Source organism: Woeseia oceani (genome assembly GCF_001677435.1).
Taxonomy (GTDB): domain Bacteria; phylum Pseudomonadota; class Gammaproteobacteria; order Steroidobacterales; family Woeseiaceae; genus Woeseia; species Woeseia oceani.
This window is the reverse complement of record NZ_CP016268.1, coordinates 1,222,589-1,234,508: the sequence shown is the minus strand read 5'-3', so window position 1 is coordinate 1,234,508 and position 11,920 is coordinate 1,222,589. Positions and strand designations below refer to the sequence as shown.

At 58.9% G+C, this 11,920-nt stretch carries 12 protein-coding genes; 7 read left to right on the top strand and 5 right to left on the bottom strand.

Translation table 11 applies throughout. The features are described from left to right. Positions 1-18: 18 nt before the first annotated feature. Both BA177_RS05380 and BA177_RS05375 read right to left on the bottom strand, forming a co-directional pair. Complete coding sequence (locus BA177_RS05380) at positions 19-441, bottom strand: hypothetical protein (protein ID WP_068618945.1); 423 nt, start codon at positions 439-441, stop codon at positions 19-21. Between the two features lie 181 nt (positions 442-622). Further along, on the bottom strand, positions 623-1,603 hold the full coding sequence (locus BA177_RS05375) for an MBL fold metallo-hydrolase (protein WP_068613856.1): 981 nt from the start codon (positions 1,601-1,603) through the stop codon (positions 623-625). Positions 1,604-1,726: 123 nt separating this feature from the next. Here BA177_RS05375 and BA177_RS05370 point away from each other — a divergent pair, with 123 nt between their 5' ends. From BA177_RS05370 to BA177_RS05355, 4 genes are all read left to right on the top strand, one after another. After that, positions 1,727-2,053: an ArsR/SmtB family transcription factor gene (locus BA177_RS05370; protein ID WP_197493349.1), complete on the top strand. Its 327-nt coding sequence runs from the start codon at positions 1,727-1,729 to the stop codon at positions 2,051-2,053. 14 nt (positions 2,054-2,067) lie between these two features. After that, positions 2,068-2,628 carry a DUF4287 domain-containing protein gene (locus BA177_RS05365; RefSeq protein WP_068613852.1) on the top strand — a complete coding sequence of 187 codons (561 nt, stop codon included), beginning with the start codon at positions 2,068-2,070 and terminating at the stop codon, positions 2,626-2,628. A 26-nt stretch (positions 2,629-2,654) separates the two neighbouring features. Continuing rightward, complete coding sequence (locus BA177_RS05360; RefSeq protein ID WP_082989889.1) at positions 2,655-3,218, top strand: SRPBCC domain-containing protein; 564 nt, start codon at positions 2,655-2,657, stop codon at positions 3,216-3,218. 162 nt (positions 3,219-3,380) lie between these two features. Then, entirely contained in the window at positions 3,381-3,947 is a 567-nt protein-coding gene (locus tag BA177_RS05355; protein WP_068613846.1) for a 1-acyl-sn-glycerol-3-phosphate acyltransferase, read from the top strand. 32 nt (positions 3,948-3,979) lie between these two features. On the opposite strand, the gene BA177_RS05350 is transcribed toward BA177_RS05355, so the two are convergent. Next, positions 3,980-6,004 (bottom strand): TonB-dependent receptor, encoded by a 2,025-nt coding sequence (locus tag BA177_RS05350; RefSeq protein ID WP_068613843.1) that lies wholly within the window; start codon positions 6,002-6,004, stop codon positions 3,980-3,982. A gap of 260 nt (positions 6,005-6,264) precedes the next feature. Here BA177_RS05350 and BA177_RS05345 point away from each other — a divergent pair, with 260 nt between their 5' ends. Beyond that, complete coding sequence (locus tag BA177_RS05345) at positions 6,265-7,917, top strand: acetolactate synthase large subunit (RefSeq protein ID WP_068613838.1); 1,653 nt, start codon at positions 6,265-6,267, stop codon at positions 7,915-7,917. An 81-nt stretch (positions 7,918-7,998) separates the two neighbouring features. On the opposite strand, the gene BA177_RS05340 is transcribed toward BA177_RS05345, so the two are convergent. After that, entirely contained in the window at positions 7,999-8,886 is an 888-nt protein-coding gene (locus tag BA177_RS05340) for a peptidylprolyl isomerase (protein WP_068618941.1), read from the bottom strand. Between the two features lie 146 nt (positions 8,887-9,032). Between BA177_RS05340 and BA177_RS05335 the strand changes: the two genes are divergently transcribed. Further along, entirely contained in the window at positions 9,033-10,316 is a 1,284-nt protein-coding gene (locus tag BA177_RS05335; protein ID WP_068613835.1) for a metal-dependent hydrolase family protein, read from the top strand. A gap of 53 nt (positions 10,317-10,369) precedes the next feature. Here the strand turns inward: BA177_RS05335 and BA177_RS05330 are convergent, their stop codons facing one another. After that, the gene (locus BA177_RS05330; RefSeq protein WP_156762708.1) at positions 10,370-10,702 is read right to left on the bottom strand and encodes a hypothetical protein; all 333 of its coding nucleotides are present in this window, start codon (positions 10,700-10,702) and stop codon (positions 10,370-10,372) included. Positions 10,703-10,983: 281 nt separating this feature from the next. Here BA177_RS05330 and bla point away from each other — a divergent pair, with 281 nt between their 5' ends. After that, on the top strand, positions 10,984-11,877 hold the full coding sequence (bla, locus tag BA177_RS05325) for a class A beta-lactamase (RefSeq protein WP_068613827.1): 894 nt from the start codon (positions 10,984-10,986) through the stop codon (positions 11,875-11,877). The last annotated feature ends 43 nt before the right edge of the window (positions 11,878-11,920 follow it).

Genomic DNA, 11,920 nt, shown 5'->3' with positions numbered 1-11,920 from the left:
TCTTGCTCACGGTAACTATCAATTGCGTCGGTTGATCCGCTGACCGCGGCGATCCAGCCGGCCGTCAATACGACTGCCTCGCTTATCCAGTTTGCGATCAAGCCGATCGCCCCGCCGGTCCAGCTTGTTGTCGATGCGATTGCCACGTCGGTCCAGATGACGCGCCGCTTTGTCATTGCCGTTTGCGGCCGCTTTCTCTGAGGCGCGATCAAGGCGCGAGTTTATCCGGTCGCCTTTCTTGTCCAGGCGATTGTCGATGCGGTCACCCTTCTTATCGAGACGCCGCTCTATTCTGTCACCGCGTTTATCGAGGCGGTTTTCCACTGTATCGCCGGTGTCTGCGGAGGCTGCGCCAGTGGCGAGCAAAAAGCTCGCGGACAGCAACAGCGTGATAGCGCTGGCGACCAGCGGTCGTCGAGGATTGCGTGCGTTTCTTATCATGGTTGTACTCCCTGCTTGAATCGGTTTACTGACCTGTTGCAGGGAATAACGCGCAGACGCGGAGTTCGTTGACAAGGCAACCGCCGTGCTTTGGCGTAACGCCGGCCAGCCCGTGCGTTGCAACGATTATGTTTAACCACCGCTCGCAGACAACGGGCCGGCAACCGCAGTCGCCGCAGCACTAATCGGGACTGGTGCCTTTTACGATGATGGAAAAGCCGTCGAAGAAATATTCCCGATTACCGTCAGTGACGGTGAACTCATCGATAGCACCCGATTGAATCGCGCGAAACGCAGCATGCATGGCTGTGAGGTAAGCGCCGTCTACGACCGGCACGTTGTGGGCTGTAAACGCCAGGTCGTATGCATCTGCCAGTGCTGCAAGCTTCGCGGCGCTCGTCGCGTAAGCATCGAAATCAGAACCCTCGAGGTGGGTATACAACGACGCGAGGTAGAAAGTATCGCCGGTGAAAATGATGCGGTTTTCGCGGTCGAGCAGGCACAACGCATCCGGCGCATGGCCGGGCACCATCACCACTTCCAGGGTGCGCCCGCCCAGTTCGATCAACTCACCATCGGCCACTGTCTTGCTGATGGCGAACGGCTCGGAGCGAAAAGTATTCACGTCCAGGCCTTCCGGCAACGGCTTCCAGACCCAGCCCTCGGTAAAAAATCCGGCTACGTCCTCCGGTGCGCTGCCAGCCGAACGTTTTCGCGAGTAATCCGTCGCCGTCGCGTACACCGTATCGAACTGATAATTGCCACCTGTGTGGTCGTAATGGGTGTGCGAGTTAAGAACAACGATGTCGAGCTCAGTCAGTCCTTCCACGACCTTGCGCATGTCGCCGATACCGAGACCGGTGTCGAACAGCAGGGCGCGTTCGTCACCGACAATCAGGAACGAAATGACTTCTTCAAACTGTCCCGGTTCGTAGATCGCGTAGACCCCGTCGGAGACGCTGTACACTTCGAACCAGTCCTGCTCCTGCGGCACGCGAGCAAATGCCGACCACTCCTTGCGCGGCAACGCATCCCACCAATTGTCCTTGTTGGCGCCGCGGTTCTGTACCTGCTCATTATCAACCGCCACTGTATTTTGCGGTGCTTCAGCGCCGCACGCCGCCAGCAACAGCCATACCAAACTGATTGATGCGCTTCGCATGCTTTCCCCCGGGCGTTCATTGCCGAACGAGGCATCGACTCTAGCAGAATGACAAGCCGTTGATCCAAGCCCGGGAATTCACGCTTGACAGACATCGGAAATTAGGTAACCTATTGGTTACTTATGAAGCCCGAATCAATGGACAAGGTATTCCAGGCACTGGCCTCAGCGGCGCGGCGCGAGATGCTCGATATCGTGCGCGACCAGCCTGGCTGCAGCGTGGCCGACGTCTGCCGGCATTTCGACGTCAGCCGTATTGCCGTTATGAAACACCTCAATATTCTAGAGACAGCGGGCTTGCTGATCTCGGAGAAAAAGGGTCGGCACCGTTGCCTGTATTTCAACACGGTACCTATCCAGATGATTCACGAACGCTGGACCAGCGAATTCAGCTCGCTTTGGGCCGGCAAACTGACCGCCTTCAAGTACCGTCTTGAAGGAGCATCCTGACCCGGGGGTAGACCATGCCGAAATCACCCGAAGAAATGGCCCAATCCATGATCGCAAACATGCCGGAGAAAACCGGCAAGCCGCTGGCCGAGTGGCTGAAGATAGTCGACAAGACCGGCCTGGAGAAACACGGTCAGATAGTCACGCAGCTGAAAAAAGAATTCGGGATTGGTCACGGCTTTGCCAATCTCATTGCACACAAGCACCTGGCGAAAGGCAGCAGTAGCGACATTGATGACCTGATCAGCGCGCAATACGCCGCTGCCAAAGCCGGCTTGAAGCCCATTTACGACGCGGTCACTGCCATGGTCAGCAAGTTGGGCAAGGACGTGGAAATTTCACCGAAAAAAACCTGCGTGAGTTACCGGCGCAAGAAACAGTTCGCACTGATTCAAGCCTCGACCAAAGATCGCGTGGACCTTGGCATCAATCTGAAAGGTGAGCCCGCCAGCGGCCGTCTGGAAAATTCCGGCAGTTTCAACGCCATGGTCAGTCACCGCGTCCGCCTGACCAAAAAAAGCGAAGTGAATGCAGAACTCAAGGCCTGGCTGAAAAAAGCTTACGAACGGGCCTGACCAACATCGCTTAAAGGGGAGCCAACATGAACGAGCCATCCAGCCAAGCCACTTCTCCGGCCATGCCGGAGGACACGGAAGCCAATGCTGACCAGACGTTCTTTCGCGTGACCATACGTGCGCCAATCCACAAGGTTTGGGCTGAACTGACCCGCACCGACGCCATCCTGCCGTTCTTCTTCAACTCGGTCTGCGATACATCGGGGCTGAAAGAAGGCGCGCCTGTACGAATGCGTTCTAAAGATGGCAAGTACACCTCGGTTGTCGGCGAAGTACTGGAGTTCGAACCACCCTACCGCTATGCACACACCTTCAGGTTCACGTCCCTTGATGACCCACCGTGTGTGGTTCGCTACCGCCTGAAGGAAGTCGATGGCGGCACCGAGTTCACGTTGATCAATGAAAACGTTGCGGCCGGCAGTAAGTCCGAGAAGTACATGACGCAAGGCGGCACGTTCATCACCACGAACCTCAAGGCACTGGTCGAAACCGGCAAACCCACGATGGGCGGGCGTATTGCGCTGTTCATGATGGGACTGTTCGCACCTTTCACGCCGAAGCGCTGCCGTAGCGAACACTGGCCACTGTAGTTCGGTACCCCCTGCTCGCTCAAAGCCAACATAGGCACGATTTTGCCGACCTGGATCACGAACTTTGAGCCTGGCCTTTGCGTCAACGCGCGGCTGCCATTACGCTCGGGTATTCACAGACGCCATTGCGCACGGCGTCGCTGACCACCTTGAGTAAATCTGATGATGCAACGCTTGGCGAAAGCCGTGCTGCGAGTTTCTGGCTGGACCCTGGTCGGCGAAATCCCGGCAACGAAGAAAGCCGTGCTGATTGCCGCGCCCCATACCTCGAACTGGGACGGCTTCTGGCTGATTGTTTGCAAGATCGCACTCGGCATCCGCTTGCGGTTTTTCGCCAAACACACGCTGTTCTGGTGGCCGCTGGGTGCAGTCCTCACCCGACTCGGCGCGATACCCGTCGAACGCGGCAAACAAGGTGCCAACGTCGACCGGCTGGTTGCGCTGTTTGCGGAGAACGACGAGTTCTTGCTGGCCTTGGCGCCCGAAGGCACCCGCAAGTGGCGACCTTACTGGCGAACAGGGTTCCTGCGTATTGCGCGCGCGGCCGACGTGCCCATCATCATGACATTTGTTGATTACGAGAAAAAATGCGCCGGCATCGGGCCGCAACTCATGTCCAGCCGGCCGACAGAAGAGGTCATGGCTGAGATTCGCTCGTTCTATGCTGGCTGCCGCGCAGCAAAACCGGCTAACATGGGCCCGATCGTCTTTCGTGACCTCGATATCTGAACGAACAACAGCGGTTCAGCGCCCCTCAAGCACTACCAAACGGCATTCGCATTCAGGAAGACATTGATGCCCGGCGCGTCGATACCGGAGCCGTGCACGCGGTAGTTTTCATCCAGTACGTTTTCGACACCGGCATCAATAGTCCAGATTGGGTCGCGACGCCAGGTGATGGCCACGCCGGCCGTACTCCAGCCATCAGTGCCGAATGGGTTGATCCGCGTATCACCCACATCGCGCGGGCTCAGGCGGCGTTGCGCATCGGCGAAGACCAGCGAACTCTTCAGCGTGAAGGCATCGTTGATTTCCCAATACACGCTTGCGCGACCGTTCAATGGCGGCATTCGATCACCCGCCACCACGCTGCCGTCACTTTCCCGTTGTTCACCGCGGGTGTGATTCAGCAGAAACTCTGCCGACAACGCGCCCGCCGGGTGCCAGTTCAATCCGGCCTCAAACCCGTAGACTTCAGCGCGACCGATATTGCGGCTTTGCACGATCTCACGCCCGTCAGTAGTTACCTCACCGGTCAGCATGGACTGTATGCGGTCCGTGTAGTCCAGCTGATAAACAACCAGCTCTGCTGACCAGTTATCGGTTTGCCGGCGCAGACCGATGTCGTACTGCAACACCCGCTCCGACTCCAGCGTCGGATTCGGAATATTGAAACGATTGCCCGGCCTGTCTCCCAGCGTACCCAGGTCAAATACGTTCGGCGCGCGGAAGCCGTAACCTATGTTCGCTGCGATGCGGGTACTGTCGTTCAGCCGGAATACCCAGCCGGTATCGGCACTGAAGTCGTTGATGCCAATCGCCGCAGCCGGCGAAAGCGTGGTCGCTGGCAGGTCTATGTCCACCTGGCTGAAGCGCAGTCCACCTGACAGCGTGTGTCGCGTGCCTGCATCGTGGGAGACGTTGGCAAACACCGCGGCCTGATCCACTTTGGCGCCATCCGGGAAGCGGGATTGCAGCACCGTCACGTCACCCGTGTTGATATCGCGTTCCAGCCGCGCGCTGCGTACTTCGTCGTGGTAGAGCTCGGCACCGTACACCCAGGAAGCGTTGCCGAACTCGCGGCTTGCATTGACGGACAATCCGAACAGGTCACTGCTGTTCTCTTCAAAACGACGCTGGTCTGAGCCGAAGTCCCGGTTGCGGCGATCATCGTCTATGCGCTGCCAGCCAAGGTCGATGGTCCAGTCGGATGACCACAGGCCATTGTCCCGGGTATGCCGGAGGTGCGCGAAGTGCCGCGCGTTCGGCTCGAAATAAAATTCCGCGGATGACGGTTCGGTTTGGCCGAAACCCGGAACCATCTCATCAACCCGCGGCGTTTCCGGCTGCCGGGTGAATTGCGCGTCAAACAACCAGCTGCGATCGTCTGCCGGTCGCAGCTGCCAGGCACCGCGCAAACTGTAGGATTCGAACGAACTTGGCGCTATACGCTCCCCGCCGCCGATCCGCCGATTACCGGCTTCCTGCCAGGCGACGCTGAGCAAACCGGCCGAGCGGCGCGTCCCGCCATCCACCGAAAGCCGCGCCGAGCGGCTCTGCTCGGCCGTATCCGCAGCGATGCTGAACTCACGACGCCATTGCATGCGGTCACCCTCAAACTGCGGCAACCGGGAAATCACCTGAATGACACCGCCAACCGCATCGCTGCCGTACAAAGAGGTCGGCGAACCACGCACGACTTCCATGCGCTCGATGGAACCGGGCGCGATCAGCGAAAGGTACTGGGTCGGTGCATTGCGAAAAATCGCATTGTTGAGCCGCAGGCCATCCACCAGGTGCAGGACTTCCGAGCCTTTCATGCCGCGAATAATCGGCGCGCCCTGCCCCACCGTGGTTTGCTGCAAAAACACACCGAGCTGCGACGCCAGCGAATCAGTCGCGAGTTTCTGCATGGCGATATCCCGGGAGGCAACCACGGTCACTGCCGCAGACACCTTGCTGGTGGCCAAGGGCCGACGGCTTGCGGTTACCTGGATTTCTTCGATGGCTTGCGGTTGTTGAGCCAGCGTATCCGCCAGCGGCATGGCACACAGCAGAACTGGCATGACGATCAGTCCTGGTCGGTCGCTCCTCTTCCCTGACGGCATTGGCATCCTCTGATCAATCAGCCTCGGTTGTAGTCGCAACGGATACCCGCTGGCAATCCGCATCCCTGCAGCGCGATTGCCGTATTCTCCAAACCACCGGCAGGAATACAAGCCCGTTACACACGGCAGGAGCCGTTGCGCTCTGCGAACAGGGAAAGCACTGCCAGCGACCTTCGGTTCGCAGTAGTATGGCCCAGAACTGACGACAGGATGTGCCCATGAAAGCTTCCGACCTGCTGGTCAAGTGCCTGGAAGAAGAAGGCATCGAATACGTGTTCGGTGTACCCGGCGAGGAAAACGCCGACTTCATGATGTCGCTTGAGCAATCGACAAGAATTCGCTTCGTACTTACCCGGCATGAACAAGGCGCGGCCTTCATGGCCGAAGTCTACGGCCGGCTGACCGGCAACCCGGCGGGCGCGCTCAGCACGCTGGGTCCCGGCGCAACCAACCTCATCACTGGCGTAGCCGATGCCAACATGGATCGCGCGCCGTTGCTCGCGCTGACCGGCCAGGGCTCCACGAAACGCTTGCACAAAGAGTCGCACCAGATCATGGATGTCGTGAGCCTGTTCGAACCGGTGACCAAATGGGCCACGAGTATATTGCACCCTGACACGATTCCCGAGATCGTGCGCAAAGCCGTACGGCTCGCACGCACGGAAAAGCCCGGTGCAGTGCACATCGAATTGCCAGAAGACATCGCCAAGGAACAATCGAGCCTCCCACCGATGAAGCCGCGGCGCTTTCGTCGTTCAGTACCCGACGACAAGATAATTGATCGTGCCTTCGACATGCTCAAAAAGGCCAAACGGCCGATCATCATCGCGGGCAACGGCTGCATTCGTCGTCGGGCCAGCAAGCAGCTGCGACTGTTCTGTGAGCAAACCGGTATCGGTGTCGTCAGCACGTTTATGGCCAAGGGTTGCGTCGACATGGACGCGGATTACTGCCTGTACACAATTGGTCTGGGCAGCAAGGACCGGGTATCGCTCGCCGTCGATGACGCCGATCTCGTCATCACGCTTGGCTTTGACATGGTGGAGTATCACCCGCAGCTCTGGAATCCGAACGGTGACAAGCCGATCATTCATGCTGACTTTCTCGCGGCCGAAATCGACGCGCACTACAACCCACAGGTCGAAGTCATCGGCGATCTGGCCCACGCGCTCTGGATGCTGAACGAACGCGTTGCAAAAGAAAAAGCACTCGATTTCGATCTTGCCGCGCAAGCGCGCTGCCGCACGGCCATGGCCGCCGATTTTGCCGAGCACAAGGACGACGTCACGGAAGGCTCGATTCGCCCGCAAAAAGCATTATGGGATGCCCGCAATGCAATGGGGCCGCACGACATTCTCTTGTCCGACGTCGGTGCACACAAAATGTGGATTGCCCGCCATTACCAATGCCACGAGCCCAACACCTGCCTGATACCCAACGGCTTTTGTTCGATGGGCTTTGCCTTGCCGGGCGCGATCGCCGCGCATATCGTGCAGCCGGACCGCAAAGTGCTCGCGATCTGCGGCGACGCCGGCTTCCTGATGAACGTGCAGGAAATGGAAACGGCGAAACGTCTCAACAGCAATATCGTCGTGATGGTCTGGGCAGACGGTGGTTACGGATTGATTTCCTGGAAGCAGGACACCGAGTTCGGCACGCACACGGATTTGTCATTTGGCAATCCCGACTGGTTGACGCTTGCCGCGTCGTTTGGCTGGCACGGCCACTTTGTCAGCAACAGTGCCGACCTCGAAGGCACGCTGCGCACCGCACTGGATGAACAGGGACCGAGCCTGCTGGTTATTCCCATCGATTACCGGGAGAACCCGCTGCTGACCCGCAAGCTGGGTGAGATCACTTCAACTATTTAGCTGCCGTATCGAGAGTGGCCCTGCGATCAGCGCTCGCGCGGCAATCGCAGGGCCACTGTGTTGATGCGCGACGACGCGTCGCTACGGCCGCGTTGTCTCGACACGGCGGACGGGTAGCGGCACGTTGCAAAGTTCGATTTTCCCGGCCGGATCGGCAAACCATTCTTCATTGCGATACCGACGGGATTCCACGAGCGCCTTAAACGTTTCAGTATCCGTACGCAATGCCTGCCACGCGGCATCGTAGTCGCTACCGAAACGCATGCTGCGTATCGGCACGTTCTCGGACTCTTTCTCGTAAAAACCCAGTGGCCCTGTGCCACGCGGCAATGATGACAGGTGCTCAATGCCGAAAATCACCCGGCCCATCAGAGTGACGTTGCGATCGAGGTGGCGTGGTGCATGGCCGGTCACTACGTAAAGCTCCGCTGCATTGCCGCTGTCAACGTCGTTGGCCCGACCTGCGCCCAACATGCCGTAGCAATGCGCCAGCCAGGCGCGCCCGTCCGCACTGTCGCGACCGACCGGAAAGCCATCGACAAAGCCCACTTCGTCCGCGTACGCGTCATTGCTTTCGAGTGAGGTAAAAGCGAGCCCCTCGGCATCTCGGTAAAACTCGGGTTTGAGCTTGTCAGCCGCCTCGCCGAACGGTCCGTCGGCATTCCACTGCACAACATAGTTGTCCTGCGAACGGACGATCGCGGCATCCCGAAAATGCCCGGCGGCAATGAGTTTGCGCAGGTTGTCGATGTGCCGCGGCGCAAACTGCGGTGCAAGTTCGAGCACAACAGTGCCGTGATTCAGCTCAACGTAAAGCGTATTGCCCGGCTCAATATCCCGCCAGTCAGTGGCGGAGCTTGCGGCTATTACCTCACCCATACCGCGCCAGGCCACTTCGTCACTGTGTGCTGCCGATGCGAACGCGCAAAGCGCGCACAAAACAGCGGTGTTACGTGTAACCAATTGCATCATATTCGTACCTACCCTCAGCAATGCCGTACCCGGTATAGCAGATAGCCAGCCCGTCAACCAGACAGCGGCCGGCAATTTGTTTCACCTGGACTGCGCCCATAGAATTCCGGATTGATGAACGAAACCTGGTAACGGAGCTTTGCATGAAACGATTCCTGATAGCGGCTACCGGTCTGGCACTGACCATTGTCAACGCACAGGCCGACACCCTGATACACGCCGGACGCCTGATCGATGGCGATTCCGATCGCGCGATGACTGAAATGACCGTCCGCATCAACGGCAGTTCCATCACCGGCATCGATCGCGGCTACACCCCTGCCGGTAGCGGTGACACTGTGATCGACCTCAGGAACCACACCGTAATGCCGGGCCTCATGGATATGCATGTGCACCTGACCGGCGAATACAGCAACGACAGCCGCTTGCGTGGCTTTGTGACCAATGAAGCCGACTACGCGTTCATGTCCACGACGTACGCGAAACGAACCCTGGAAGCCGGGTTCACGACCGTCCGCAACGTGGGTGACGCCTTCAACGTGACTATCGCGCTGAAAAAGGCGATCCAGCGCGGCGATGTCGTCGGACCGAACATTTTCACGGCGGCCAAAGGCCTTGCCTCCACCGGTGGCCACGGCGACCCGACCAATGGCTGGGCCAGCCACATCATGGGTGACCCGGGCCCCCACCAGGGTGTGGTAAACAGCCCTGCCGACGCCCGCAAGGCGGTGCGCCAGCGCTACAAGGACGGTGCCGACTGGATCAAGATCACCGCGACCGGCGGTGTACTGAGTGTTGCCAAGAGTGGCCAGAATCCGCAGTTTACCGACGAAGAGCTGAAGGAAATTGTCGATACAGCACGCGATTACGGCATGCGGGTAGCGGCGCACGCGCACGGCACTGAAGGCATGCGGCGAGCAGTCGTTGCCGGTGTTGCGTCCATCGAACACGGCACTTACATGGACGACGAAGTCAGACGCCTGATGAAAAAGAACGGCACCTACTTTGTACCGACCATCATGGCCGGTGCCTGGGTTGCCGAAAAAGCCAAGATTGACGGCTTCTTTCCGGAACTCGTGCGTCCCAAAGCCGCTGCCATCGGCCCGCTCATGCTGGACACCTTTTCGAAAGCCTATAAGGCCGGCGTGCCGATTGTTTTCGGCACGGACACCGGCGTTTCACCGCACGGCGACAATGCACAGGAATTCGGTCTGATGGTTGCAGGCGGCATGCCGGCAATGGAAGCCATCCAGTCCGCCACCAGCGTTGCCGCGGATTTTCTCGGAATAGGCGACACGCATGGCCGTCTGCAGAATGGCAAGACAGCGGATATCGTTGCGGTTCCGGGCAACCCGCTTGATGACATCAGCAGCATGGAACGGGTTAGCTTCGTCATGAAGAACGGCGTGGTGCACAAGCAGCCCTGAAGAACGGTCAACAGTGCGCGGTTGGCGGACAGGTGTTCGCCAACCGCCCTTGATCAGCTGTTCATCGCACGCGCCAGTTTCCGTTTCGCGGCAACCAGATCCGCTTTCGGCGCCGCCTTGTCTTTCTCCACGACGCGCAGTTCGAGTAGCGCGGTTTCCACATCCGTACCGACCAGCCACTCAACCACCACCGCAACCTGTTCCGCATTGTCGCTGACCAACCCTTTGGGCTTTCCGTCCAGCAGACTGATCCGGTGCTTGCAGAAATTGCCGTGCTCGCCTGCCGGGCAGTTGCAAATTGCCGTCAGGCTGTTGCCGTCTTTGATAAACAGGAGCTCGTAGGGCTGAGGCGCCGAGCCTTTTACCAGAAATTTCAATTCCTTCACTTCAGCTCCTGTCGCGCACGGTGGAATTCGAACAAACGCTAGTGTCGCAAACAGCGCTGCAAGATGACAGCCACGAAACGCCATGAAATAGGTGCCTTAAAAGCACCAGTGCGGTTGACACAGACCTGCCTGCGTCAGCAAAGCGGCCTTGCCGGTTGAGCAGGACAACAGGCGGGCTGCGCGGACAGCGAGCGCATTGCCACATTTCGTCACTGTCTTGCCAGCGTTGTTACACTATCGGTCGACACAGTAGCTGCTGACACCGGCCGGACGAGACCCCTATGAACCTGACTGCCCTGCACACTACCCATCGCTTTCTCCTGGCGTCCTTGTTGCTGCTGTTCACGCTTGCCGCCTGTGGCCGAGAACAGAATTCGCCCGGCAATGACTTCGCCGATCTGCTGCTGACGCTGGAACAGGAACTGGACGGGACCATCGGCGTTTTTGCCATGGACACGATGACCGGCAATGAACTGGCGTACCGTGCGGACGAACGCTTTGCAATGGCCTCCACGTTCAAGTCCTTACTGGTTGCGGCCGTGCTTGCCGAGGTCGACGCCGGCACGCTGGATCTGGAAGAGCGCTACGGAATTGATGGCGTGGACATGCAATCCTACTCCCCCGTTGTCGGCAAGCTGGCGCCGAATGAAACCATCTCTTTGAGTGAGCTGTGCGCTGCCGCAATCACAATCAGCGACAACACGGCAACCAACATGCTGCTCGAACTGATCGGTGGGCCCGATGAGCTGACGCAGTTCCTGCGGCGCTCCGGCGACGATGTCACCCGGCTGGACCGTTACGAAACCGCGCTGAACAGCAATGACAAAGGCGATGAACGCGACACCACGACGCCTCGCGCGATGACTCACAGCATGTACCGTCTGCTGACCTCGGATCTGCTTAGCAGCGCATCCAAACAGCGCATTACGGAGTGGCTGATCGCCAGTCAGACCGGCTTTTCGCGCTTGCGTGCCGGACTTCCTCCGGGCTGGACCGTGGGCGACAAGACCGGCATGGGCAGGAACGGCGCCGCAAACAATTTCGCCATTGCGTGGCCGCCCGGCCGCAAGCCGGTTGTCATGACCGTGTTTATGTCCTGGTCGGATACGGATGTGGACACACTGAACGTGGCGCATGCCAGGATCGCTGCACACATCGCTGCAGCGTTCGAGTGAGTCCGGTCTTGGTCAGATGAGGCGTGCAGGAACAGGCCGCGTA

What these genes read in the sequence shown, in the direction of transcription:
- BA177_RS05370 (WP_197493349.1), top strand. Translation starts at nt 1,727, where the DNA reads ATGAAGCCCGAATCAATGGACAAGGTATTCCAGGCACTGGCCTCAGCG.
- BA177_RS05350 (WP_068613843.1), bottom strand. Translation starts at nt 6,004, where the DNA reads ATGCCAGTTCTGCTGTGTGCCATGCCGCTGGCGGATACGCTGGCTCAA.
- BA177_RS05380 (WP_068618945.1), bottom strand. Translation starts at nt 441, where the DNA reads ATGATAAGAAACGCACGCAATCCTCGACGACCGCTGGTCGCCAGCGCT.
- BA177_RS05375 (WP_068613856.1), bottom strand. Translation starts at nt 1,603, where the DNA reads ATGCGAAGCGCATCAATCAGTTTGGTATGGCTGTTGCTGGCGGCGTGC.
- BA177_RS05345 (WP_068613838.1), top strand. Translation starts at nt 6,265, where the DNA reads ATGAAAGCTTCCGACCTGCTGGTCAAGTGCCTGGAAGAAGAAGGCATC.
- BA177_RS05335 (WP_068613835.1), top strand. Translation starts at nt 9,033, where the DNA reads ATGAAACGATTCCTGATAGCGGCTACCGGTCTGGCACTGACCATTGTC.
- BA177_RS05365 (WP_068613852.1), top strand. Translation starts at nt 2,068, where the DNA reads ATGCCGAAATCACCCGAAGAAATGGCCCAATCCATGATCGCAAACATG.
- BA177_RS05340 (WP_068618941.1), bottom strand. Translation starts at nt 8,886, where the DNA reads ATGCAATTGGTTACACGTAACACCGCTGTTTTGTGCGCGCTTTGCGCG.
- BA177_RS05360 (WP_082989889.1), top strand. Translation starts at nt 2,655, where the DNA reads ATGAACGAGCCATCCAGCCAAGCCACTTCTCCGGCCATGCCGGAGGAC.
- bla (WP_068613827.1), top strand. Translation starts at nt 10,984, where the DNA reads ATGAACCTGACTGCCCTGCACACTACCCATCGCTTTCTCCTGGCGTCC.
- BA177_RS05355 (WP_068613846.1), top strand. Translation starts at nt 3,381, where the DNA reads ATGATGCAACGCTTGGCGAAAGCCGTGCTGCGAGTTTCTGGCTGGACC.